The following is a 25,563-nucleotide window of genomic DNA, read 5'->3' as shown; positions in this document are numbered from 1 at the left end:
TGAAAACCTCTGAAAAATATTATATTATAATTGTGTAAGGAGGAGCTTTATGGCTCCGATAATCATTAAGCTTATATTTTAGGCTTCCGGTCCAAGTAACCGAGATGCCATAGTCTAAGCTCTTTTATTACTCCTGGAATAATCAGTGCTACCCACACTGGATATTCTAGGAGTTTTATTATTATCTTGGTCAAGGCATTTCACACCCTAACACAATAGCATTATAAGGTATCTCTTTTTCTTACATATACAATCTTAGTATATACCATTTAAGCATTAAAAATTTAATAATGAATGAAAATGCTAAAGACAATTTTGAGAAGTATATTAAGAATATTTTTTAATACTTACTTGACCAAATTCATTTTTTAAACATAAGTGGTCAAGTAAAATCCCACCTTCCTAAACAAAAAAAGAGCTAAAGCAAAAATGCTCTAGCCCTTGATATTACTATATTCCCCAATGTTGTTTAGCGCTTTAGTATTGTTTCATATATTGCTCGCGTTCCCATTCAGAAACTTGAGTTCTATAGTAATCCCATTCAATTGATTTTGAATTAAGGAATTGGTTATAGATATGATTACCTAAAGCTTTTTTGATTGTTGGATTTTCACGCATAGCTTTTAACGCAGTGTATAGTGTTGAAGGTAAGTCTTCAATACCTACAGCTTCACGTTCTTCGCGATTCATTTCGTAAATATTTTGGTTTACTGGTTTAGGAACTTCTAATTTGTTTTTAATACCGTCTAGTCCAGCTTCTAAGATTGCTGCTAATGCCATGTATGGGTTAGCTGCTGGGTCTACTGAACGTACTTCAACACGAGTAGATAAACCTCTTGAAGATGGTACACGTACTAATGGTGAACGGTTTTTACCACTCCATGCAATGTAACATGGTGCTTCGTAACCTGGAACTAAACGTTTGTATGAGTTTACTAATGGGTTACAAACTGCAGTGAATCCACGTGCATTTTTAAGAATACCAGCTGTAAATTGGTAAGCTGTATCTGTTAATTCCATTTCGCCATTTGGATCATAGAATGCATTTTCTTTACCTTTGAATAATGATACGTTAAAGTGCATTCCGCTTCCGTTTACACCGAATAATGGTTTTGGCATAAATGTCGCATGTAAGTTATGTTTACGAGCGATTGTTTTAACAACTAATTTAAATGTTTGGATATTATCACATGCTGTTATCGCATCTGCATATTTAAAGTCAATTTCATGTTGTCCAGGTGCAACCTCATGGTGACTTGCTTCGATATCAAAGCCCATGTCCTCTAATTCAAGAACGATATCACGACGACAGTTTTCACCTAAGTCTGTTGGTGCTAAGTCGAAGTAACCACCATCATCATTTAATTCTAATGTTGGTTCGCCTTTTTCATCTAATTTGAATAAGAAGAATTCTGGTTCAGGTCCTAAGTTGAAATCTGTGTAACCTAAATCTTCCATTTCTCTCAATACACGTTTTAAGTTATTACGTGGGTCACCTTCAAATGGTGTACCATCTGTTTTGTATACGTCACAGATTAAACGTGCAACTTTACCTTGACCAGCTGTCCATGGGAAGATTACCCATGTATCTAAGTCAGGTTGTAAGTACATGTCAGATTCTTCGATACGTACGAAACCTTCGATAGATGATCCATCGAACATCATTTCGTTATCTAATACTTTCTCTAATTGGCTTACTGGTACTTCAACATTTTTAATTGTTCCTAATATATCTGTGAATTGTAATCTTAAATATCTTACGTTCTCTTCTTCAGCAAACTTACGAATATCATCTTTTGTAAAACTACGTTTAGGCATACTTAAAATCCTCCAAATTTTATTTTATAAATCGGGATAAATCTCCTCGATTTATTGGCAAAGTTTCGCCATGTGGTTTTTGAGTTGCATCTACAATCATTCTTTTTCTAGTTTCTTGTTCGTCTGATGTTAAGTGATTTTGTTGATTATGAATAATTTGTTTAATACCTTTAATATTAAATCCTTTTTCAATTAAAGATTTAATTTCTAATAATCTTTCCAAATCATTCAGCGAAAATAATCTCTTATTTCCTTCAGTTCTTGCCGGCATAACTAGTTCATGTGTTTCATAGTAACGAATTTGTCTTGGACTTAATTCCGTTAATTGACTAACAACACTCATGGAGAATACGGCCATATTTCGTCTGATTGAATCATTAGACATCAATAACCTCTCCTCCACTTTTGAACTTGTACTTAATTTAGCATAGTTTAACTCATATTACAAAAATATGTTAGGTTTTCTGACATATGCTCTCAAAATACTGATTTTATTGCATTTTCCAACCCTAAAAGTATCTCTTTTTAACCAAATACCCTATATTCCGAAAAATAAATTTAAAATTTTCTGATAAAATAAGAAAAATCTCGAAGTTTTAAATTACTCCGAGATTATCTCAATGTTACACAAGCCCTTGTTCTTTTAATTGTTTGACTGCTCGTGTGACTGCTAGTTTAACATGTTCATATGTTAATCCACCTTGAACATAAGCTTCATATGGTTCTCGTATAGGACCATCAGCAGATAATTCAATTGAAGACCCTTGTACAAATGTACCTGCTGCCATAATCACGTCATCTTCATATCCTGGCATATAGCTTGGCTCAGAACTAAAGTGTGCATTAATTGGTGACGCATGTTGTATACTCTGACAAAATGATATCATCTGTTCTTTTGTATCAAATGTCACTGTTTGTATTAAATCAGTACGTTTAACATTATATTTTGGTGATGTTGTCATATTTAATTTTTCTAATAATAGACTAGTAAATAAAGCACCTTTTAAACTTTGACTTACAACGTGTGGTGCTAGGAAGAAACCTTGATACATTTCTTGTAATGAATTTAAAGAGGCGCCCGCTTCTTTACCAATACCTGGGGCAGTAAGTCTATAACCGCAACGCGCTATTAAATCTTTTCTCCCTGCGATATAACCTCCAATTTTAGCTAGCCCACCACCAGGATTTTTAATTAATGAACCAGCAATTAAATCAGCGCCTACTTCGATAGGTTCTTGTTCTTCAACAAATTCACCATAACAATTATCTACAAAAATAATTACGTCAGGATATTGTTGTTTAATTGCTTCTATTGCTTCTTTTATTTCATCAACTGGAATAGATGGTCGTTGATCATAACCTTTAGAACGTTGTATTGCCACAACTTTAGTTTGTTTATTAATAGATTTCAGAACCTCTGGTATATCAATTTTACCTTCATTTAATGCAACTTCATTATATGTGACACCATGTTCTTTTAAACTTTCAATCCCGTTTCCGTTCACGCCTATAACTTCTAATAACGTATCGTAAGGACTTCCAGTGATATATAATAATTCATCACCATATTTTAAATTACTTTGTAATGCTAATGTGATTGCATGAGTACCAGAAATAATTTGTGGACGTACGATGGCATCTTCGGCTTTAAATGTTTTAGCATATATTTCTTCTAAATGATCCCTACCAAAATCATCGTACCCATAACCAGTCGTACCTAATAAGTCACTTTCTGTCGCTTTCACCGTATGAAACGCGTCTAAAACTTTTTCCTGATTAATTAAAGCAACACGTTCAATTTCTTTAAAATATGGAGATAATGTATTTTCAACGTCTTCAATAAGACTTGTCATATCTGTCATCTTGCTAACTTCCTTTATATTTTTTTATATCCTTTAATTTCATATGTCTCATGATTTTCATTAAAATATAATTCACTTACTAATGTATGTTGTTTTAAGAAATATAATCGATCAGCATCCGAACTTGGTACAGTTTCTTCATAGTAAGTTAAATTATCTTTAATTTGATTAATTAATAAGTCTTTAACTTTATCTTTGTCACTATCGTAGCGACTTGATACAAATACATATGGATTGTTTGAAACTGGTAAATCCATTTGACTATCACACTGGTCTTTTTTATTAAAAATAACGGCTTGTGGAATTTGATCCATATCTAATTGTTTAATTAATTGATTAACCGTATCATATTGTGAGCGATATTCTGAATGACTAGCGTCTACCACATGTAATAATAAATCTGCACCTTTTGCTTCTTCTAACGTTGATTTAAAAGCAGCAACTAATGTAGTAGGTAACTTTTGTATAAATCCAACTGTATCAGAAATAATTAAGTTAAAGCCTTCATTGATTTGAATTTGTCTTGTTTTAGGATCTAATGTGGCGAACAATTGATTCTTTTCATAAGTTGTTTCATTAGCAAGTACATTAAAACATGATGATTTACCAGCATTGGTATAACCTACTAAAGCAATTTGAAATACTTGATTCTGTTCACGTTTACTACGATAACGATCTCTGTGTTCTACTACCGTTTGTAATTTATGTTTAATTTCATTCATTCTAGTGCGAATATGTCGACGATCCATCTCAAGTTTCGTTTCACCAGGACCTCTAGTTCCAATCCCACCACCAAGACGTGATAAGCTACGTCCATGTCCTTGTAATCTAGGTAATAAATAATCAAGTTGTGCAAGTTCAACTTGTAATTTACCTTCTCTACTTTTAGCTCTTAGTGCAAATATTTCAAGTATTAACTGTGTTCTATCGATAATCTTAATGCCCAAATTACCATTTAATGTTTTAGATTGAGCTGTCGTTAATTCATCATTCGTTACTACGACATCAATATCATGAAATTCTATAAAAGCTTGTATTTCTTCAATTTTCCCTTTTCCAACATAGTATTTATGGTCTACTTGTTCTCTATTTTGAGTAATTTGACCTTTTACATTTAATTGGCAAGTTTCTGATAAAGCTTCTAATTCTTCCATTGTTGATTCAAAATTAAATTGATTATCATTTTGAGCATGTACACCGATTAGTACAGCCGTTTCCAATTTTTTCTTTGTATCATGCGTTGATAGCTGTGCCATGATATACATCTCCTTTATATTTTCTTCTTAAGTATTTTATCATAGTGCCAATATAAAGACTATTCGTCCATATTATGTTAAATTGTAAGTAATTCGAAAGGGTGGTATTATGGAAAATATTTATGATTTCGTAGTAGAAAAAAATACTGGTGAAACATACAAGTTAGAAGATTATAAAGATTATGTTATGTTAATCGTTAATACTGCAAGTGAGTGTGGTTTCACACCTCAATTTGAAGGATTACAACATCTATATGAAAAATATAAAGATCAAAAATTTATTATTTTAGGATTCCCATGTAATCAATTTGGTGGGCAAGAACCTGGTTCAGGTGAAGAAGCTGCACAGAATTGTAAATTGAATTATGGTGTTACTTTCCCTATTCATCAAAAAATCGATGTTAAAGGTGATAATCAACATCCATTATTCCGTTTCTTAACAGATGCTCAACACGGTATGTTTAATGAAAAAATTAAATGGAATTTCACAAAATTTTTAATTGATCGTAATGGTAATGTGGTTAAACGTTTCTCTCCACAGAAAAAACCAGCACAATTAGAAAATGAAATTGAAAAATTACTTTAATCAGATTACTAAAATAAAATTATAAATTTAAAAGCTTCAATTAAAGTTGGTTTCGTGAGCTGAATGTTAGCTCTGCCAGCTTTAACTGAAGCTTTTTTACATGAATTAATACAAATACGATAAAGCACGCATGAGAATGATATTAGAAACAAAAATAATCCAATATTGTGCTGTTACCATTCCCACTAGTATGTAACTATTGCTACGTTCATTGAAAGTTGTGCTTTAATGCACTTCAATTATTACTTATTCTTCTGATGTTGATTCATTTTCGTCATCAATCATGAAAGTGCTGATCGCATGTTTGTAAATCAGATGTTGTTTTCCTTGAGAAACCAGACGAATTACCTGATCATCGAAATCTTCAATAGTTCCTTTCATTTGGAACCCATTTAGAAAGAAGACAGTAACTTCTGTTTTTTCTGATTTAAAGTTCTCTAGTGCTTGATCTTGGATGTTTTCGTTTGCAATCATGTTCAGTACTCCTTTTATTTATTTGGGGTGTAATCTCATCTAACATCATTTGAAGCGACATTTTCTCTCTATCTAACCAGTGAACGTTCATTTTATTTTTAAACCAAGTCAATTGACGTTTCGCATATTTTCGCGAATTTTGTTTTAACTTTTCAATGGCTGTTTCTTTATCCATGTTCCCTTTAATAACAGGTATAAGTTCTTTGTATCCAATTGCTTGCATACTTTGACTTGACTCATAACCTTGTTCAACTAAGTATTGCACTTCTTTAAATAATCCGTGGCTCAACATAATATCAACACGTTTATTTATTTTTTTATATAATGTTTCACGCGACATTTCAATCCCTAATAATAATGTATCATAATTTTCGGTGAATTGTTGAACTTTCTTGCGATAACTTAAAAGTTTTTTTGTTTTTAAATAATATTCTATCGCTCTCAATACTCTTTTTCTATTATTTGGATGTATATTCGAAGAAGATTCAGGGTCAAATGTATTTAGATAGTCATGTAATTCAATATTATTTAATTGTTCCAATTCTTTTAATTTAGTATTAACTTCATTCATTTTCTCTTCTGATACTGTTTCGTCTTCAAATTGATAGTTATAAAGTAAAGACTGAATATATAATCCTGTACCACCTGCAACGATTGGTGTTTTACCTCTATTAGTTATATCTTTAATACATGCTTCTGCTCTTTCTTTAAATGCATAAGCAGAGAATGATTCATCTGGATTTAATATATCAATTAAGTGATGTGGAATACCATCCATTTCTTCTTTAGTAACCTTAGCAGTACCGATATCCATGTGTCTGTATACTTGCATTGAATCACCGCTAATGATTTCGCCATTACATCGTTTGGCTAATTCTATACTTAATTCTGTTTTACCGGATGCTGTTGGTCCAACAATGACGATTAGAAATGGTTTATCTGTACTATTCATGCTACTCACTCACTTTATTTTTCTTTAAAATTTGTTTTTTAATCCATTCAAACATATGTTGCCAAGTTGACAAATAATCGTCTTCAAATAAAATTTCATGCCGTTTATTTTTATATAATTGTACGGTGATATGTTTAATACCCGCTTTTTTATAAATTTTACCTAATTTTTTAATTCCCTTACCATATTCACCAAAGGGGTCGTCTTTTCCTGAAATTAAAAGAATAGGCAGATTGTGATTCATTTGTTTTAACGATTTTACATTTGCAGTATCCATCATGTATTTAACGGTTTGATATATAAGTTGATTAGATACTCTGAAGCCACAATATTCATCATCAATAAATTTATTAACTTCTTCTCTTTTTGTAGAAAGCCAATCACTTTCTGTCTCAGGTTGGTCAATTTTTTTGGTGAATGATTTGTTCATTAATCGATTAACCCATCTAATACGACGACGTTTTCCAGCAACAATTGTAAGTAATTTTAACAGGATCATTGTTGGAATGCCTTTCCATTTTGGGAACATACCTGTACCAGTTAATATAAGACCATCTGCAAATTGAGGGTATTGTTTTACAAATAGTCTTGCAATGATTGAGCCCATTGAATGACCTAAAATAATGTATGGTAATTCAAAATGACTATCGTATAACGTTTCAACTATTTCGTATGCATCGGCAGCGACTTGAGACATATCATCAAAATGACCTCTTTCTTTTTCATCAATATTTTTACCATGTCCTCTGTGATTATGTCTGATAACATCATAGCCTTGTAAATTTAAAGCTTTGACTAATTCATCATAACGATCCATATGCTCAGCCATACCATGAAAAAGATGAACAATGCCTATAGTTTCATTATTTGCTTTGTCTATTTTCACTTCAATCATTGTTCCATCTTCCACTGTGATATTGAATTGACTTTGACTCACATATATACCCCCAAAATTTCTAAAGTTCATTTATATTATTTACGTTAAACAACCATATTATATTCAATATACCTTTTGATAACATTGTAATCAAATTGTATGCATAATAAATAGTTATCTACTTATAAGATGTTTATTTTGATTAAAAAAAGTTGTATTACAAAGTATAACATTTCGCATAAAAAAACTACTAGTATTGAGAGTATATCTCAATACTAGTAGTTCAACATCATGATATTTATTCTTTAAATGCAGGTTGATTATTACCTGATTGTGCTTCATCAATCGCTTTATTTACTTCTTCAGTATAAGCTTGTTTTTGAGCATCGCTATATTGAAGCATATCTGCTAAAACATCAATAACTGCATCTTTGTAGTTAAGTACATCATCAATATTAAAGTATAATTTACCAGAACGACGTACTAAGAAGTCAGTTGGTTTAAATACCATTTCTTGTTGAATACCATAAATTAATTCAACATAAATTTCTAATGGTAATTTACTGTTATGATATTGTGCTGTTTGAGCAATATTGAATAAATCGTCAACGTTAGAACCATATTTACTTGCTAAACGATAAGCAACGTCTTCGTCAATGCCAAATCCTTTAGCTGCGTCAACTTTTTGTTTAACGAAATTGTCGAAGTTTTTACTTCCGCCTACGTCACCACCAGAGATTTTTAATTCTTTAGTTGCACATGGTTTGAATGTTAAACCGTATTCTTTTTTAAGACGTTTAGCTAATAAATCTACAATTTCTAATGCCATATGACGGTATCCTGTTAACTTACCACCAGCGATAGTTAGTAATCCAGATTCACCTTCCCAAACTTCATCTTTACGAGAAATTTCTGAAGGATCTTTACCTTCTTCTAAAATTAATGGACGTACACCAGCCCAAGTTGATTCGATATCTTCATCTTTAACTTTAACTGATGGGAACATGTAATTAATAGCTTCGATTAAATAATCTCTATCTTCTTGAGTAGTTAATGGTGTAGCTTTTTCATTATCATAGAATGTATCAGTTGTACCAACATACGCTTTTCCTTCTCTAGGAATAGCAAAGATCATTCTGCCATCTTTTTCAGTATCAAAGTATACTGCTTGTTGTAATGGGAATTTAGATTGATCAATAACAACATGAACACCTTTAGTTAAACGTAATTGTTTGTTGTTTCTTGCATAGTCTCCACTTCTTACTTCATCAACCCATGGTCCTGAAGCGTTAATAACTTTTTTAGCTTTAATAGGATAAGTTTCATTATCAATCATATCAACGACTTCAATACCATTTACTTTTTTATTTGAGTCATAAGTGAAATGTTCTGATTTAGTATAGTTAATGATTTCAGCACCTTTTTCGGCAGCTTTTTTCATAACTTCGATTGTTAATCTTGCATCATCTGTGCGGTATTCAACATAATAACCGCCACCTTTTAAGCCATCTTGTTTAACTAATGGTTCTTTATTAAGCGTATCTTGTTTAGATAGCATTTTTTTACGTTCTGATTTTTTAACGCCTGCTAAAAAGTCATACATTGTTAAACCAATAGCAGTAGTAAATTTACCGAATGTACCGCCTTTATGCATTGGTAATAACATCCATTCTGGAGTTGTTACGTGTGGACCATTTTCATAAACAATGGCACGTTCTTTACCTGTTTCAGCTACAACACCTACTTGAAGTTGTTTTAAATAACGTAACCCACCATGTACTAATTTAGTAGAACGAGAACTTGTACCTTGTGCAAAGTCTTGCATTTCTACTAATGCTACTTTCATTCCACGGTTACATGCATCAAGTGCAATCCCTGCACCTGTAATTCCGCCACCAACGATGACAACATCATATTCTTCATTTTTTAAATTTCTTTTTATGTGATCCCTTTTAAGTGTTGATAAACCCATAATTCAACGCCTCCTAATTAGTATAAAAAAAGAGAGACTTATCCCACAATTACCATTTAATTGTACGAATAAATCTCTCATGTCTCGATTTCTTTATTAACTTATTTTAAGTATAACATAAATAAGAAAATCAAGTCTATCTTATGCTTACAAATTATTAATATATTAATTCCTAGTCTTCTAGTTTAAATACTTGTGTAGCTTCTACAGCTTTTTTCCAACCTTTATATAGTTTCGCGCGTTGCTCTTCTTCCATTTTTGGTTCGAATTCTTCTTCAAGTTTCCATCTGTTAGCAATATCATCTTTGCTTTCCCAGAAGCCTACAGCTAAACCAGCTAAATAAGCAGCACCTAACGCAGTTGTCTCTTGAATTTCTGGACGTTCAACTGGTGTATCAACAATATCAGCTTGGAATTGCATGATAAAGTTATTTTTAACTGCACCACCGTCTACACGTAAGTTTTGAACTTCGATGCCTGAGTCTTTAGACATCGCTTCCATAACATCGCGTGTTTGATAACAAAGTGATTCTAATGTTGCACGGATGAAATGTTCTTTTTCAGTACCACGTGTTAAACCAAAGATAGCGCCTCTTGCTTCAGAATCCCAATAAGGTGTTCCTAAACCAACGAATGCTGGAACTACATATACACCTTCAGTTGAATCTACACGTGTAGCATAGTTTTCAGTTTGTGGCGCTGAATTAATCATTCTTAATCCATCACGTAACCACTGAATTGCTGAACCGGAAACAAAGATTGATCCTTCTAAAGCATAATTTACTTTACCGTCAAGACCGTATGCAATTGTAGTTAATAAACCACTGTCAGATTTTACCGCTTCTTCACCAGTGTTCATTAACATGAAACCACCAGTACCATAAGTGTTTTTCACATCTCCACGATCAAAGCATGCTTGACCGAATAAAGCAGCTTGTTGGTCACCTGCGATACCAGCAATTGGTACATTTTGACCAAAGAAGTGATAATCCACTGTATGTGCATATACCTCACTAGAAGGTTTAACTTCAGGTAACATGTTTTCGGGAACTTCTAGAATATCTAATAATTCTTTATCCCATTTTAATTCATGGATATTAAACATTAATGTACGACTAGCATTAGTATAGTCAGTAATATGCGCTTCTCTACCTGATAACTTCCATACTAACCAAGAATCAATTGTGCCGAACAGTAAATCACCGTTATTAGCTTTTTCTCTTGCACCCTCAACATTATCTAAAATCCATTTTACTTTTGTACCAGCAAAATACGGATCTAATAAAAGACCAGTTTTATCACGGAATAAATCTTCATGACCTTGTTCTTTTAAATCATGACAAATACTTTGAGTTTGACGAGATTGCCATACAATAGCATGGTAAATTGGACGGCCAGTATTTTTATCCCATACAACTGTTGTTTCACGTTGGTTTGTAATACCTATACCTTCAATTTGCTCAGCTCTTACATCTTGTTCATTCATGACTTCTGCCATTACAGATAATACAGATGTCCAAATTTCATTAGCATCATGTTCTACCCAACCAGATTGTGGAAAATGTTGTTTGAATTCTCGTTGTGCTACACCTTTGATTTCTCCGTCTTTATTAAATAAAATCGCTCTTGAACTAGTTGTTCCCTGGTCTATTGATAAAATGTATTTTTCCATAATTATTTGACTCCTTTTGATGTCATAAATATAGATAAAAGATGATTAATACTAATCATTTATATTTTATATTCACGAATCATGTTTATATTCTATGCTTATTTTCTAAAATTAATTCTAACGATTCTACTTAAGTTCTCTTTTAATAGATAGATTCGATGTCATTGCTTTTAGACGCTCTATTTAAAACTACACCTAATACTAATGTTATGATAACTAAAATAATGCCCACTGCACAACTTACATTAAATGTTTGTTTGTAAAATACTTCGTAAATGACAGCACCTAACATACCACCAGCGATTGGTCCAAGTACAGGTACGATAGCATATGACCAATTTGAACCACCTTTACCAGCGATTGGTAAAATCGCATGAGCGATACGAGGTCCTAAGTCACGTGCTGGGTTAATAGCATAACCTGTTGTTCCGCCTAAACTTAAACCAATTGCGACAATTAAAGCCCCAACAATTAATGGGTTTAATCCATCAGCAATTTTATTAACACCAATAAATAATATACCTAAAGTTAATGCAGTTGTACCAATGATTTCACTCATAAAGTTAGCAAAATAGTTTTTGATTGCAGGTGCAGTTGAGAATACACCTAACTTAGTGGCTTGATCTTCTGTTGCTTTCCAATGTGGTAAATACATTAACCAAACTAGTGCACCACCTACAATACCACCAAGCATTTGACAAATGATGTATCCAGGCACTTGCGCCCAACTAAATCCTCCATCCATAGCTAACGCAATTGTAACGGCTGGATTCAAATGTGCTCCTGAGAATTTACCAACTGCGAATGCGCCCATGGCAACGGCTAGTCCCCATCCTGTAGCGATAACAATCCAGTCAGCGTTATTACCTGCACTACGTTTTAAATTAACGTTAGCACAAACGCCACCACCGAAAAGTATGAGGATGGCTGTACCTAAGAACTCTGCTAAATAAGCATTCATATAATTATTCCTCCCAAAATAGATAGGGAGACCCCTACAAAGCGATAAAGCTGTAGAAATCTCCCCTTCTCTGTTCTAATATTAACTTTTAATAACTTGTTTATATATTACAATTACGTTGTAAGCGTTGTCAATGATTTTGTTGAAAATTTGTCAAAAATATCAAACTTATATTCAATAAAATTGACCAAATATTTATAAAAAATAGAGGGATTAATAGATCATTATTTCACCATTAATCCCTCTACTTATTCTTTATAAGTTTTTATTTACCATAATTTTTGATTACTAGTCGTAATATATTTAGCGCCATTTTTAATAGCTTCATCTACTTCAGAAACATCACTAATTAATCCACCAGCAATTACAGCTGTATCGGTTTCTTCTTGAATACATCTTACTGCTTTATGAGCAATACCTGGAAGTACTTCGACAAAATCTGGTTGAACCTTTTGAATTAATTCAATACTTCTACTTAAAGCTTGGCTATCAATAATAAATACTCTAAAGATAGTTAAAGTATTGAGCGATTTCGCTTTTTTAATGACTTTCGTTTTAGTAGATACGATACCTTTAGGCTTATATTGTTGAATAATATATTCACATGAATATTCATCATGACTAAGACCTTTTATTAAATCAATATGGATATAACATTCAATTCCATTATTTTTTAATAAGTCTAAAATGCTTTTTAGATGACCTATATGCATGTCTAACAATACACATGATTTATATTCCGTTTTAATGAGGTTATCTAAATCTTTCATATTTCTAATTGCTGGGAGTATATTTTCTTTCAAAGCATTGCTCCTCTCTACATGACACGTTTAAATAATTTTTCTAATTCGTAATTTGAAAAGTTAATAATAATTGGACGTCCATGCGGACAAGTAAATGGATCTTCCATTTCACGCAGTTGATCAATTAAATCTGCCATTTCGTTATTTTTTAAATAATGATTAGCTTTAATTGATTTTTTACATGACATCATAATCGCTGCATCTTCACGCATTTTTTTAACATCTATTTTTTTATTTTCTAAAACTAATTCAATCATATCTTTAATAATTTCTTCCGCTTCTGCTTTTGGAAACCACACTGGATAACTATTAACAATATAATCATGACCTCCAAAATGTTCAAGATGTACACCGACTCTATCTAGTTCTTCTTTATATTGGTCTATAATCAATTGTTCATCCTTAGAAAAATGGAAAGTCATTGGTATCAATAAGTTTTGTACTTCATTTGATACTTCTCCAATTTTATCTCTAAAATATTCGTATTTAATACGCTCTTGTGCAGCATGCTGGTCAATCATAAACATACCATTTTCATTTTGAGCTATGATATATGTTCCATGAACTTGTCCAACAACTTCCATATAAGGTACACGACGTCTCGTTGAAGCACTTATAGCACCTTTAATGTCTTGATTATCTTTAACTTCATCATCTAATTCAAATGTATTATCGTTATTATCTAATTCGTTTAAAATTTCTTTTTGATTTTCGAAGTAATTATCATCATTATCACGGTTAATATTATTAGAGGAATTAAATGATTCACTTTCATCATTTTCTTGTACATTGGATGAAAGGCTTTGGCTTGTTTCTTCGTTATACCGTTGTTCATTTGTGGCATGATCTGATTTATTTTCAGAGTCATTCATACCGTTATGATTATTTGCTTCTTCTTTTTGTCTACGTTCAAAGTCTAACTTTTGTTGTTCAAAACTATTTAACACTTTGTTTTTCTTAGAATGTTGGTCTAAATCATTTTTAGGTATTAAAATTTTATCTTTAAATGCTTCTTGAATTTTTTCAACAATTAATTTGTATAATTGTTCTTCCTTAGATAATCTGACTTCAAGTTTAGTAGGATGAACATTAACATCTACTAGTATGGGATCCATTTGGATATTGATGTAGCAAATAGGGTATCGACCAATTGTTAATAATGTATGATAACCTTCAACAATTGCTTTATTTAAAACAAAGTTTTTGATATATCTACCATTGATAAAAATAGAAATATAATGTTTATTACTTCTTGAATGCTCAGGTCTAGCAACATAACCTTCAAGATGATAATCGCTTGTATCACCAGTGATATGTACTAAATCTTTTGCTACTTTCATTCCATATATTTCTGCCATAACTTCATTTGTTTTACCAGAACCATTAGTTTTTAAAAGTGTTTTACCATCAGAAACTAATGAAATTCTTATATCAGGATGACTCATTGCCATTCTATTAACAATATCTGTAATTTTGCCTAGTTCTGTATATAAACTTTTAATATATTTTAACCGAGCTGGCGTATTATAGAATAATGACTCAACAAGTATATCTGTCCCTTTTTTAGCTTTAGCTGGTTTTTGATCTTTAATCACACCATTTTCAGCATATATTTCATGACCACTTTCATTATCTGTACATGTACGTAAAGTCACTTTGGATACTGAAGAAATACTCGCTAATGCTTCTCCACGAAATCCTAATGTTCTAATATGGAATAAATCATCATCTGCATCTAATTTACTAGTAGCATGTCTGTGAAACACCAGACTTAAATCATCTTGTTCAATACCAGTTCCATTATCTACAACACGTATTGAAGCTATACCTGATTGTTCCACTTCTATATTAATTTCGGTTGACTTGGCATCAATAGCATTTTCTAATAATTCTTTTACAACCGAACTGGGTCTTTCGACTACTTCGCCAGCTGCAATTTTGTTAGCTAAGGAGGTTTGTAGTTCTTTAATTTTTCCCATTTACAACACCTCTATTTTAATTGATTTTGTAATTCGCTTAATTTTACTAAAGCTTCTATTGGAGTCATATTTGATAAATTTAAAGATTTGATTTGTGCTTCTACTTCGCTTTGTTGTACTTCTGCATCAAATAAATTAAATGCCGCTTGTTCAAATGAAGACGTATTTTCTTGATTATTAGTATGTTGTACTGCATCTTGTGTCTCACTATTTGAGTTTGAATCTATAGCATCATCTTTTACTTCACTTTGTACAATCATTGGTTCTGGATTATCAGACTTCTGTTCGAATTCATCTAATATAACTTGTGCTCTTTGAATCACTTTATCAGGTAGATCAGCAAGTTTTGCTACTTGAATACCATAACTGTCATCAACAGCACCATCTTTTACTTTGTGTAAGAAGATAAGTTCACCTTTATATTCATTTGCAGCAACATGAACATTTTTCAAACAAGGTAATAACTGATCTAAAGTTGTAAGTTCATGATAGTGTGTAGAGAATAGTGTCTTAGCGTGAGACGTTTGAGCAACGTATTCTATCATGGCTTGTGCGAGTGCTAAACCATCATATGTTGAAGTCCCCCTACCTATTTCATCAAAGATAATTAAACTATCTTCTGTAGCATAAGTTAATGCTTTTTGCGCTTCTAACATTTCTACCATGAACGTACTTTTACCTGATACTAAATCGTCTGCAGCACCAATTCGTGTAAATATTTGATCAAAAATTGGTAGCACTGCTGATTCACAAGGAACATAAGCACCCATTTGAGCCATAATGCTAATAATAGCGATTTGTCTCATATACGTTGATTTCCCTGACATATTAGGACCTGTAATTAAGTAAATGAATGTATCATTATCTAATTCACAATCATTTGGAACATAATCGTTATAATCCATGACACGTTCTACAACTGGATGTCTAGAGTTTTCAAGTTTTAATGTTTTGTTATCGCTAAATTGTGGTCTAACATAATTATATTTTTGAGCAATTTCCGCAAAGCTTTGTAAACAATCTAATTCTGAAATGATTTTTGCCTGCTTTTGAAGTCGTTCTGTATACGACTTAATATGTTCTCTCAATTTTACAAATAATTGATATTCTAATTCTATAGCTTTATCTTCTGCGCCTAGAATAATATCTTCTTTTTCTTTTAATTCATCCGTAATAAAACGTTCAGCATTAGATAAAGTTTGTTTACGATTATATCCAAATTCAGAAGGTTCAAATCCTTGTAAATTGGCGCGAGTAATCTCTATAAAATAACCAAACACTTTGTTAAAACTAATTTTAAGAGATTTAATACCTGTGCGTTCTCTTTCTCTTGCTTGTAATTCAGCAAGCCAAGATTTACCATTACGAGATGCTTCTAAATACTCATCTAATTGTTGATTAAAACCTGTTTTGAACAATCCGCCATCTTTAACTGAGATAGGAGGCTCTTCTACTAAGCTATTTTCAAGCACTTCTAATAAATCATCTAATGGTTCTAACTCATCAAATTGAGTTATCTTGTCGCTTTCAAGCTGACTTAATAATTGTTTGATATTAGGAATCTCACTAATTGAATGTTTTAATTGTATTAAATCACGTGCATTAACATTACCGTAACTCACTCGACCTACAAGTCTTTCAATATCGTAGACTTGATTCAAATAATTTCTTAAGGTATCACGTTCAATAAAGTGGTTAATAAACTCATCAACTATATTCAATCTCTCTTCAATTTGCTGTTTATAAATTAATGGTCGGTCTATCCACTGTTTAAGACGTCTAGCTCCCATTGGTGTTTTTGTTTCATCCATTAACCATAACAGTGTTCCTTTTTTGGATTTCAATCTTATACTTTCAGTTAATTCTAAGTTTCTTTTAGCATAGAAATCCATTTTCATGAAATCAATAGCAGCATAATGTTGCACTTCTTCTAAATGTGATAAGTCTCTTTTTTGAGTATGGTGGATGTAATCTAATAATAATTGAGTAGATTGATACATACCTTCATGTTCATTATTGTTTACGGAAAATGATTGGTTAGATATCTCCTCACGAACTGTTATCGTTTCAGTAATCATATTAATTTGTCGTTGCATGTTTTCAGATAAAGTTTCATTTACTACAATTTCATTAGGATTAATCGTTGTAATTTCATTTAGTAAAGTAGCTTCATCTTTAAAATGTGTAGCTTTTAATTCACCTGTTGAAATGTCACAATAACTTAATGCATATTCTTGCCCTTGCTTAATAAAACTTAAAATATAGTTGTTTTGCTTTTCATCAACGCCACCTTGATCCATCACTGTTCCTGGAGTTACTATTCTAACTACTTCTCTTTTAACCATACCTTTTGTCTGTTTAGGGTCTTCCATTTGTTCACAGATAGCTACTTTATAGCCATTATTAATTAATGTTTCAATGTAACTATCAGCGGAATGATAAGGTACACCGCACATCGGTATTGGGTCTTCTTTTTTGGCATCTCTTTTAGTAAGCGTGATTTCTAATACTCTTGACGCTTCTTTAGCATCTTCGAAGAACATTTCATAAAAGTCTCCGAGTCTAAAAAATAATAAACAGTCATCATATTCTGATTTAATTTTTAAATATTGTTGCATCATTGGTGTCACATTCGACATAAAGTTCTTCACAACCCTTATTTTATAGTCTTTTTATTTTTATGAATTGAATCATTTTATGTAATTTTTACGTTCTTTTAACTCATCTATTTTAACATATTGAATATATTCTAGCCTATGAAGTTAATTTGATAATTAAAAAAGTACGTACAAACATTGAACTGAGTCATTTCAGTTTCACTATGTATTGTACGTACTTAATTGCTATTTTTGAAATCTATCTAAAAGACCACGTTTTTTTAATATAATTAATAACACGTAGCTAATTGCGGCACCAATAATACTAGACACGATAAATGCAGTCATTAATGGTTTAACAAAGAAGTTTTGTAAATTAAGTATCCATGCTAATGGAATACATATTAAACTTCCAATGATGCCTGTTCCAAGAACTTCTCCAACTGCTGCCATAAATATATGTTTACGATACATGTAAAAGAGGCTAGCTAAGAATACACCTATCATACTGCCTGGAAATGCAAATACACTTCCAGTACCAAACGTAACACGTAAAATGGAAGAAATTAAAGCTTGTGCAAGTCCATACCATGGTCCTACGAACACTGCGCAAAGTACGTTTACTAGATGTTGCATAGGCGCTGCCTTGATTGGACCAAGAGGGATGACAATGATACTGCTTAAAATGACATTTATTGCTATTAATAGCGCTGTTATTGTAAGTTTTCTAATATTCAATGCATTGTCTCCTTATCCAATTTATTTGTTATGATAACTTTCATTATGTTCATTCAAACGGTTTTCCATTGTTTTAATCATCATTTGTAGAAGATAATTGGCTTCATATTGAGATGTACGAAATTCTTCAACTATTGGTAATTCATTTATTTCGTTTTCCAACTGATGAATTTGGTTCTCTGATTGATTAAATGCTGTTGATTTACCATAGTTTTGTAAGTTTACTGATTGTTTTTGTTGCTTTTTCAATCGGTTCATTTTCTTTTCAATGGTTTTATTATTGTGAATTTGTGTTTCGATTGTTTGATAGTCTTTAATTACTTCAAGATTTTTTATCTTTTGGGCAAGTTGATCAGCATTCGATAGTATGTCCTCTTTATTATACATTATTATTGCATCACCAATTCTTTTTGATGTTCTCCTACGAAAGTACCATTTAATGAATATTGTTTCGCTTCATCTATTTTAACATCAACTAATTTACCAATCATTTCTTTTGGTGCTTTAAAGTTAACAAGTTTATTTTTTTCAGTATAGCCTGCTAAAACTGTATCATCTTTTTTACTTGATCCTTCACATAAAACCGTCACAATTTCGTTCTCATACTGACTCATTGCTTTTTGTGAGTATTCTCCAACTTTTTTGTTTAAACGTTGAAGTCTCTCTTTTTTTACATCAGTTGGTACATTATCTTTCATTTTAGCTGCAGGCGTACCGTCTCTTTGAGAATATAGATATGTGTATGCATGTTCGAATCCAACTTCATCATATAAAGTTAATGTTTCTTCAAACTGTTCTTCAGTTTCATTTGGATAACCTACAATGATATCAGTCGTTAATGCGATTTGAGGAATTGCTTCTTTAATACGGTTTACTAAGTCTAAATAACTTTCTCTCGTATATTTTCTTCCCATAATTTTTAGCACAGCATTGTTTCCTGATTGTACTGGTAAATGAATATGAGGTACAATGTTTCCTCCATTAGCAATCACTTCAATCATGCGATCTGTAAAGTCCCAAGGATGACTAGTTGTGAATCTTACTCGAGGAATATCAATTTTTGAGATATCCTCTAATAAATCACCTAATCCATAGTCAAGTCCCTCGATATCTTTTCCGTAAGAATTAACATTTTGTCCTAACAATGTAATTTCTTGATAGCCTTCTCTAGCTAATTCTCTTACTTCATCAATAATATCTTCTGGTCTACGGCTACGTTCTTTACCTCTTGTAAAAGGTACTATGCAATATGTACAGAATTTATCGCAACCATACATAATATTCACCCATGCTTTAATATGACCGTCACGAACTTTAGGAAGATTTTCAATGACATCTCCTTCTTTAGACCATACATCAACAACCATTGCTTTAGATAGATAAGCTTCTTCTAATATTTCTGGTAGTTTATGAATATTATGAGTTCCAAAAATCATATCTACATTTTGGTATGATTTTAAAATTTTATTAACAACAGATTCTTCTTGTGACATACAGCCACATACACCTATTAAACAATCTGGTCGTTCTTTCTTAAGATGTTTTAAATTACCAATTTCGCTAAATACTTTATTTTCAGCATTTTCACGAATCGCACATGTATTAATTAATATAATATCTGCTGTGTTAATATCTGATGTTGCACTATATCCTAAAGCTTCTAATATCCCCGCCATTACTTCAGTATCATGTGCATTCATTTGACAGCCATACGTTTTAATTAAAAATGAACGTCCTTTACCCATGTCTCGATATTTTTCATCAATTTGAAAGTCTCGATTATATTTTATCTCTTGTTTACCACGTTTTTTAGCTTCTTTTAAACTAGGTGGTTGATACACTTGTTCAAAATATTTACTATAATCCTTTTCTTCTTTACGATCACGTTCTGCTAAAATATTTATCGAACCAGCTTTTCTTTGCTCTTCATTCACTATTAAAAATCCTTTCTATATGCCCATATATCATTTCTACATTATATTAAATTTAACCACAAAGTGCAAAAAGCGTCTTATCAATATTTACTTCACAATGAATAAGGCTAAGACAACATTGATGCCTTAGCCTCTACTTTAGTCTATCTAATTCTAAAAGTAAGATTATTATCACAGTGATTATAAAATTGTCATAAATCTATGCTTCGTCATACTTTCCTGTTAATGTTTCAATTTCAATACCTTCTGGTACATGATAAAACTTAACTTGACTAATTATACTAGGACATTCTAATTCTACCATACGTTGGTTTAAATTTTGGATTAATATTAGACATTCATTCATATCTCCTTGTACGGATGTTTCAAGTGGTCCGACACGATAGTGCATTCCCGATTGATCTATAATCTTAATTGCTTCATCTACATAAGGAATGACGTCTTCATTATTTGGTGTTTTAGGTATAATTTGAATACTCATTAATGTATCAACCATTTAATTTAGCTCCCATCTTATCTTTATTTATAATACTAGTTTAACATTTTTATTAAGTTAATCATGTAATCCTTCAACTGCCTTTACCAAAGCATTTGCAAATGTATATAAAAATTCATCCCAATTATCTTGATCTTCTCTGCTTTTACGATTTAATTTTCCATCTTTAAAAAAATGTTTCCTTAATGCATGCGTTATTTCAAGTTGAACTCCTGCTTGTATTTGAGTTTGATTAACTATATTTTCCTTTTGTTTACCCGACATCGTATGCGGGGCATGTTGAACGTCTACTTCAATATCTTTTAATTCAGAAGTTATTAACTTAATTAACTGTTTATCTTTACCGCCTATGTAAACGATTGATTCTTGGCCTGTACAACCATGTAATGAGATTGCGCGTTGACTTTTTTGAGTTAAGTCTTGTGCTATTTCATTATCATAGTGAATTGATGTGACATGTAACTCATTATTACCATGTCGTCTATCTCCCTTAAAGGTAAAATAGTTATATTCGTTGGTTTGTGCAGTCACAAAAGCAAGCTCACTAGTTGCAGGTTCGATACCTCCACCGTGTATAGCTAATATTGTAATGTCACTGTTATTATCTTCAGTTTCAATATGCCAATCTTTATCTTCTATTGTATTTTCTTGTAATTCTTTCATAGAAATAAATTTGTCCATATACCTTCTCCTTATATGACCTTTATTATCTATTCCACAATGTACAGTATTTTAATGTATATTTACAGAAAATTTATAATTTAATTCTATAGATTAATATGTTGTTTGCTTATAAGCTAATAATAAAATAGCTGCCAAATACCATTCTATTAATGGAATTGACAGCTATCCTCTCTATACAAATTGTTTAGTTAATTCATTAAACTTGTCTTCTGATATATGAATATCTTTCTTAGCTAATGGCGTTCCTTCCATTTCTTCAATCTGTGATTCATATGAAGGTGTTTCTGTATCTTGATAAACAATACCTTTTAACATAGATTCATGTTCTAAAACTGTTTGTATAGCTAATTGTTTATCCGTCGTATCATAATTTTCAATGTCATCAATACTTGTTAGATTTTCTTTGAACCAATCATAAGTATTAATTTTGTTATAAGTAACACATGGTGAGAATACATTTACGAATGAAAATCCATCGTGATTAATAGCATCTTCGATAAGTTTTGTTAATCCTTTAATATCACTTGAAAAACCTTGTGCTACAAAAGTCGCTCCTGAAGATAATGCTAATTCTAAAGGTGCTACATTTTTTTCAATGTTACCTTTAGGTGTAGATTTAGTCACAAATCCAACCGCTGAAGACGGTGAAGTTTGTCCTTTAGTTAAACCATATATTTGGTTATCCATAACGATATAAGTCATGTTCATATTTCTACGTAAGGCGTGAATAGTATGACCCATACCAATCGCATAACCGTCACCGTCACCGCCAGAAGCAATAACTGTAAGATCTCTGTTAGCCATTTTAACGCCTTGTGCTAACGGTAAAGCACGACCATGTATGGCATGTACACCATAGGCATTTATATAGCCTGATAATCTACCTGAACAACCAATGCCTGTAATAAGTGCAACTTCTTCTGGTTCTAACCCTACATTTGCGGCTGCTTTTTGTATAGCAGCTTGAACAGAGAAATCACCACAACCTGGGCACCAGTTTGGCTTAACATTATTTCTAAAATCTTTAAATGTAGCCAATTAGACCAACTCCTTTATTTCTTTTGCAACTTCGATACCTTTATCAACTATTTCATGTGGTAAGAATGGTGTACCATCATATTTAGTTTGATTTACTAATTTATTTTGAATATTCACGTTCATTTTAATAATATTTGCTAATTGTCCTTGATAGTTATGTTCTGCAATAACGACTTTTTGTGCTTTATCAATCGCACTTTGAATCGTTTCAGTTGGGAATGGATGTAATTGTCTGATTTGTAGTGTATTAACAGCGATATTTTGATCATTTAATCGTTGTGCACCTTCTTCGATAGCACCTTTACTTGAAATGAAACCAATATATAAAATATCAGCTTGTTCGTGATTTTCAGTATAGTCTACTGGTTTTTCTATAAGAAGATTTTTAGTTTTGCGCATACGTTTGTCCATTTGTTGTTGACGATTTTGTGCAGCTTCGCTTGTTTTACCTTCTTCGTTATGTTCAACACCAGTAACATGGTGAATACCACCTTTAGTACCAGGTATTGGTCTAGGTGAAATGCCACTTCCTGTTAATGCATATCTTCTGAAATATGATTTGTCATCTTCTTCACGTTCGATATCAGATTGAATTAATTCTCCACGTTTAATTTTGATTTTATCATAGTCTAATTCTTTAACTGTTTGTTTACCTAATGATAATTGTAAATCACTTAAAATAATTACTGGACATTGATATTCCTCAGCTAAATTAAATGCTTCCATTGTTAAATAAAATGCATCTTCCGCATCTGTAGGGGCTACTACAATTTTTGGAATATCACCATGAGTACCATAAATCATTTGCATTAAATCAGATTGTTCTTGTTTAGTTGGTAAACCTGTAGAAGGACCTCCACGTTGTGTATTTATGACAACAAACGGTGTTTCAGTCATACCAGATAAGCCAATTGATTCCATCATTAGAGATAATCCTGGTCCAGCACTTGCAGTAAATCCACGAACACCTGCATAATTAGCACCGATAGACATTGTCGCGGCAGCAATTTCATCTTCAGTTTGAACAACTGTTCCGCCAACTTTTGGTAAATTAGCAATCATGTACTCCATAATTTCAGAAGCTGGTGTAATTGGATAAGCTGACATAAATCTTGATCCAGCAGAAATTGCACCTAATCCAATTGCGTCATTACCAATCATATAAAGATGAGGATTTTCACTACTTTCTTGAAGTTCGAAATCGCCTTGAATATCTTCTAAATATTCTTTCATTAATTGATAACCTTGATTTAAAGCTTGTATATTCATTTCAACAACTTTGTCACCTTTTTTAGTGAACATGTTTGTAATTAATTCTTCAAATGTAGATGTATCTAGGTTCATTAATGCAGATGTAGCACCAATCGCTACCATGTTCTTCATTAATGCAGTTCCTAATTCTTTTGCAGTACTAGTAAACGGTAAATCTATAAGTTGTGCCTGACAATCATCAGGTTTTACTGGTTTTGCTTTTGAATCAGCAATAATGATACTATCTTCGCGCATTTCATGATGATTAACTTCTATTGTTTCTTGGTCAAATGCGATAAGTATATCTAAATCATCACTAATAGCATGCACTGGAGAAGTAGAGACTCTAATTTTATTATTAGTATGTCCACCTTTTATACGACTAGAAAAGTGTCTATAACCATATAAGAAATAGCCTTTTCTATTCATTGCAGTAGCAAATATTTCTCCAGTTGATTCAATTCCTTCACCTTGTTGTCCGCCCACTTTCCATGATACTTGTGATTTCATATCATAAGCCTCCTGTGGTTTTTAATTCATATTAAATGATAACAAAAATAACCACCGTATTACTATGTAAACAGTGGCATGTTTATAATTTCATACTAATGGACGATAGTCTTTTGTAACTATAATGTCACAAACATTTACTTTATAATTTCATAGGATTATCGTCATTAATTAATATTCTTTCAATATTTGTTGTTTTACCATTTTTATCTAAATCAATGATAACACCAGAAAGAACACTGCGTCCATTATCTGGTACAACATGACGTTGTGGTAAACTCGTAATAAAGCGCTCTATCACTTCATCTCTATTGATGCCTAATATACCATCATAAAAACCTGTCATGCCTACATCAGTAATATAGCCTGTTCCACTTGGTAAAATACGGTTATCAGATGTTTGAATATGAGTATGTGTACCCACTACTGCACTTACTCTACCATCTAAATACCATCCCATTGCATTTTTTTCTGATGTTGTTTCAGCATGAAAATCAACAAATATATATGGCGTTACTTTTTGAGCTTCTTCAATGAGTGCGTCAGCTTTTTTAAAAGGGTCATCTATATCCTGCATGAACGCTCTTCCTTGCAAATTAATTATAGCTAATTTTATTTCATTAATTTGAATAAAGCGCATCCCTACTCCAGGTGCTTCATCAGGAAAGTTGGCCGGTCTAACCATTCTTTTAGCATCATCAATAAATTCGTATATTTCACGTTGACCATAAGTATGGTTACCCATAGTCATAAAATCGACACCCTCACGAAGCAATTGCTTATATATCTTTTCAGTTAGTCCTTTACCATGTGCTGCATTTTCAGCATTTACAATGGATACAGTAGGACGATATTCTTGTTTTAATTTAGGTAAATATGTAGTTATTGCGTTTCTGCCAATCTTACCTACAATATCTCCAATAAATAATATTCTCATCCCTTGTTCATCCTCTCATATCATTAAGTTTAATAGATAGAACACTTTATTTAAAGTACTCTTTGTAAAATTATTTATCTGAATGTTAACTGTCTTTGCTTTTTTATCAATATATATTATGTTAGTATATGTTTATAAAATATTTAGGAGTTGTAAATAATAAATG

Annotated in this window: 23 protein-coding genes; 1 reads left to right on the top strand and 22 read right to left on the bottom strand. The window is 31.9% G+C overall.

What is annotated here, in order from left to right:
- Positions 1–71: 71 nt before the first annotated feature.
- The 5 genes from CD121_RS12370 to hflX all read right to left on the bottom strand — a co-directional run bounded on the left by CD121_RS12370 (position 72) and on the right by hflX (position 4,936).
- A complete protein-coding gene (locus tag CD121_RS12370; RefSeq protein WP_096807801.1) occupies positions 72–194 on the bottom strand; it encodes a hypothetical protein in 123 nt (40 codons plus the stop codon).
- A 283-nt stretch (positions 195–477) separates the two neighbouring features.
- A complete protein-coding gene (gene glnA, locus CD121_RS04775) occupies positions 478–1,818 on the bottom strand; it encodes a type I glutamate--ammonia ligase (protein WP_017638327.1) in 1,341 nt (446 codons plus the stop codon).
- A gap of 19 nt (positions 1,819–1,837) precedes the next feature.
- Positions 1,838–2,206: a MerR family transcriptional regulator gene (locus CD121_RS04770; RefSeq protein WP_026083534.1), complete on the bottom strand. Its 369-nt coding sequence runs from the start codon at positions 2,204–2,206 to the stop codon at positions 1,838–1,840.
- 235 nt (positions 2,207–2,441) lie between these two features.
- Positions 2,442–3,680, bottom strand: coding sequence for a methionine gamma-lyase family protein (locus tag CD121_RS04765; protein WP_126567532.1), 1,239 nt, complete (start codon positions 3,678–3,680; stop codon positions 2,442–2,444).
- Between the two features lie 14 nt (positions 3,681–3,694).
- Positions 3,695–4,936 carry a GTPase HflX gene (hflX, locus tag CD121_RS04760; protein ID WP_185817744.1) on the bottom strand — a complete coding sequence of 414 codons (1,242 nt, stop codon included), beginning with the start codon at positions 4,934–4,936 and terminating at the stop codon, positions 3,695–3,697.
- Positions 4,937–5,045: 109 nt separating this feature from the next.
- Between hflX and CD121_RS04755 the strand changes: the two genes are divergently transcribed.
- Positions 5,046–5,522 carry a glutathione peroxidase gene (locus tag CD121_RS04755; RefSeq protein WP_029055424.1) on the top strand — a complete coding sequence of 159 codons (477 nt, stop codon included), beginning with the start codon at positions 5,046–5,048 and terminating at the stop codon, positions 5,520–5,522.
- 246 nt (positions 5,523–5,768) lie between these two features.
- Here the strand turns inward: CD121_RS04755 and hfq are convergent, their stop codons facing one another.
- The 17 genes from hfq to CD121_RS04670 form a co-directional block, all read right to left on the bottom strand.
- Positions 5,769–5,996, bottom strand: a complete 228-nt coding sequence (gene hfq / locus CD121_RS04750) for an RNA chaperone Hfq (RefSeq protein ID WP_017638332.1) — start codon at positions 5,994–5,996, stop codon at positions 5,769–5,771.
- Positions 5,950–6,948: a tRNA (adenosine(37)-N6)-dimethylallyltransferase MiaA gene (gene miaA / locus CD121_RS04745; protein WP_029055425.1), complete on the bottom strand. Its 999-nt coding sequence runs from the start codon at positions 6,946–6,948 to the stop codon at positions 5,950–5,952. The genes hfq and miaA overlap by 47 nt, the downstream gene beginning before the upstream one ends.
- A gap of 1 nt (position 6,949) precedes the next feature.
- Positions 6,950–7,885 (bottom strand): alpha/beta hydrolase, encoded by a 936-nt coding sequence (locus tag CD121_RS04740; RefSeq protein ID WP_017638333.1) that lies wholly within the window; start codon positions 7,883–7,885, stop codon positions 6,950–6,952.
- A gap of 238 nt (positions 7,886–8,123) precedes the next feature.
- Complete coding sequence (locus tag CD121_RS04735) at positions 8,124–9,797, bottom strand: glycerol-3-phosphate dehydrogenase/oxidase (RefSeq protein ID WP_126567530.1); 1,674 nt, start codon at positions 9,795–9,797, stop codon at positions 8,124–8,126.
- A gap of 172 nt (positions 9,798–9,969) precedes the next feature.
- A complete protein-coding gene (gene glpK / locus CD121_RS04730) occupies positions 9,970–11,469 on the bottom strand; it encodes a glycerol kinase GlpK (RefSeq protein ID WP_017638335.1) in 1,500 nt (499 codons plus the stop codon).
- A gap of 142 nt (positions 11,470–11,611) precedes the next feature.
- Entirely contained in the window at positions 11,612–12,430 is an 819-nt protein-coding gene (locus tag CD121_RS04725; protein ID WP_017638336.1) for an MIP/aquaporin family protein, read from the bottom strand.
- Between the two features lie 269 nt (positions 12,431–12,699).
- A complete protein-coding gene (locus CD121_RS04720; protein ID WP_029055427.1) occupies positions 12,700–13,233 on the bottom strand; it encodes a glycerol-3-phosphate responsive antiterminator in 534 nt (177 codons plus the stop codon).
- A 14-nt stretch (positions 13,234–13,247) separates the two neighbouring features.
- A complete protein-coding gene (gene mutL, locus CD121_RS04715) occupies positions 13,248–15,212 on the bottom strand; it encodes a DNA mismatch repair endonuclease MutL (RefSeq protein WP_017638338.1) in 1,965 nt (654 codons plus the stop codon).
- Positions 15,213–15,223: 11 nt separating this feature from the next.
- Positions 15,224–17,851 carry a DNA mismatch repair protein MutS gene (gene mutS, locus CD121_RS04710; protein WP_026083535.1) on the bottom strand — a complete coding sequence of 876 codons (2,628 nt, stop codon included), beginning with the start codon at positions 17,849–17,851 and terminating at the stop codon, positions 15,224–15,226.
- Between the two features lie 204 nt (positions 17,852–18,055).
- Complete coding sequence (thiW, locus tag CD121_RS04705; RefSeq protein ID WP_017638340.1) at positions 18,056–18,547, bottom strand: energy coupling factor transporter S component ThiW; 492 nt, start codon at positions 18,545–18,547, stop codon at positions 18,056–18,058.
- 21 nt (positions 18,548–18,568) lie between these two features.
- Positions 18,569–18,934, bottom strand: a complete 366-nt coding sequence (locus tag CD121_RS04700) for a YlbF/YmcA family competence regulator (RefSeq protein ID WP_017638341.1) — start codon at positions 18,932–18,934, stop codon at positions 18,569–18,571.
- A gap of 2 nt (positions 18,935–18,936) precedes the next feature.
- Positions 18,937–20,481, bottom strand: a complete 1,545-nt coding sequence (gene miaB / locus CD121_RS04695) for a tRNA (N6-isopentenyl adenosine(37)-C2)-methylthiotransferase MiaB (protein ID WP_017638342.1) — start codon at positions 20,479–20,481, stop codon at positions 18,937–18,939.
- 199 nt (positions 20,482–20,680) lie between these two features.
- The gene (locus CD121_RS04690; RefSeq protein WP_017638343.1) at positions 20,681–20,977 is read right to left on the bottom strand and encodes a thiamine-binding protein; all 297 of its coding nucleotides are present in this window, start codon (positions 20,975–20,977) and stop codon (positions 20,681–20,683) included.
- Between the two features lie 57 nt (positions 20,978–21,034).
- Positions 21,035–21,658: a poly-gamma-glutamate hydrolase family protein gene (locus tag CD121_RS04685; RefSeq protein WP_017638344.1), complete on the bottom strand. Its 624-nt coding sequence runs from the start codon at positions 21,656–21,658 to the stop codon at positions 21,035–21,037.
- 174 nt (positions 21,659–21,832) lie between these two features.
- A complete protein-coding gene (locus tag CD121_RS04680) occupies positions 21,833–22,699 on the bottom strand; it encodes a 2-oxoacid:ferredoxin oxidoreductase subunit beta (RefSeq protein WP_017638345.1) in 867 nt (288 codons plus the stop codon).
- Positions 22,700–24,460: a 2-oxoacid:acceptor oxidoreductase subunit alpha gene (locus tag CD121_RS04675; RefSeq protein WP_126567529.1), complete on the bottom strand. Its 1,761-nt coding sequence runs from the start codon at positions 24,458–24,460 to the stop codon at positions 22,700–22,702.
- A 142-nt stretch (positions 24,461–24,602) separates the two neighbouring features.
- A complete protein-coding gene (locus tag CD121_RS04670) occupies positions 24,603–25,397 on the bottom strand; it encodes a TIGR00282 family metallophosphoesterase (protein WP_017638347.1) in 795 nt (264 codons plus the stop codon).
- Positions 25,398–25,563 lie beyond the last annotated feature (166 nt).

It is taken from the genome of Staphylococcus pasteuri, assembly GCF_003970495.1.
GTDB classification, from domain to species: Bacteria; Bacillota; Bacilli; order Staphylococcales; family Staphylococcaceae; genus Staphylococcus; species Staphylococcus pasteuri.
Note: the sequence above shows the minus strand (reverse complement) of the source record. Positions and strands in the feature narration are given on the sequence as shown.

What these genes read in the sequence shown, in the direction of transcription:
- CD121_RS04675 (WP_126567529.1), bottom strand. Translation starts at nt 24,460, where the DNA reads ATGAAATCACAAGTATCATGGAAAGTGGGCGGACAACAAGGTGAAGGA.
- CD121_RS04735 (WP_126567530.1), bottom strand. Translation starts at nt 9,797, where the DNA reads ATGGGTTTATCAACACTTAAAAGGGATCACATAAAAAGAAATTTAAAA.
- hflX (WP_185817744.1), bottom strand. Translation starts at nt 4,936, where the DNA reads ATGGCACAGCTATCAACGCATGATACAAAGAAAAAATTGGAAACGGCT.
- CD121_RS04755 (WP_029055424.1), top strand. Translation starts at nt 5,046, where the DNA reads ATGGAAAATATTTATGATTTCGTAGTAGAAAAAAATACTGGTGAAACA.
- glnA (WP_017638327.1), bottom strand. Translation starts at nt 1,818, where the DNA reads ATGCCTAAACGTAGTTTTACAAAAGATGATATTCGTAAGTTTGCTGAA.
- CD121_RS04700 (WP_017638341.1), bottom strand. Translation starts at nt 18,934, where the DNA reads ATGTATAATAAAGAGGACATACTATCGAATGCTGATCAACTTGCCCAA.
- CD121_RS04670 (WP_017638347.1), bottom strand. Translation starts at nt 25,397, where the DNA reads ATGAGAATATTATTTATTGGAGATATTGTAGGTAAGATTGGCAGAAAC.
- CD121_RS04685 (WP_017638344.1), bottom strand. Translation starts at nt 21,658, where the DNA reads ATGGACAAATTTATTTCTATGAAAGAATTACAAGAAAATACAATAGAA.
- mutL (WP_017638338.1), bottom strand. Translation starts at nt 15,212, where the DNA reads ATGGGAAAAATTAAAGAACTACAAACCTCCTTAGCTAACAAAATTGCA.
- miaA (WP_029055425.1), bottom strand. Translation starts at nt 6,948, where the DNA reads ATGAATAGTACAGATAAACCATTTCTAATCGTCATTGTTGGACCAACA.
- CD121_RS04690 (WP_017638343.1), bottom strand. Translation starts at nt 20,977, where the DNA reads ATGGTTGATACATTAATGAGTATTCAAATTATACCTAAAACACCAAAT.
- mutS (WP_026083535.1), bottom strand. Translation starts at nt 17,851, where the DNA reads ATGTCGAATGTGACACCAATGATGCAACAATATTTAAAAATTAAATCA.
- CD121_RS04725 (WP_017638336.1), bottom strand. Translation starts at nt 12,430, where the DNA reads ATGAATGCTTATTTAGCAGAGTTCTTAGGTACAGCCATCCTCATACTT.
- hfq (WP_017638332.1), bottom strand. Translation starts at nt 5,996, where the DNA reads ATGATTGCAAACGAAAACATCCAAGATCAAGCACTAGAGAACTTTAAA.
- CD121_RS04765 (WP_126567532.1), bottom strand. Translation starts at nt 3,680, where the DNA reads ATGACAGATATGACAAGTCTTATTGAAGACGTTGAAAATACATTATCT.
- glpK (WP_017638335.1), bottom strand. Translation starts at nt 11,469, where the DNA reads ATGGAAAAATACATTTTATCAATAGACCAGGGAACAACTAGTTCAAGA.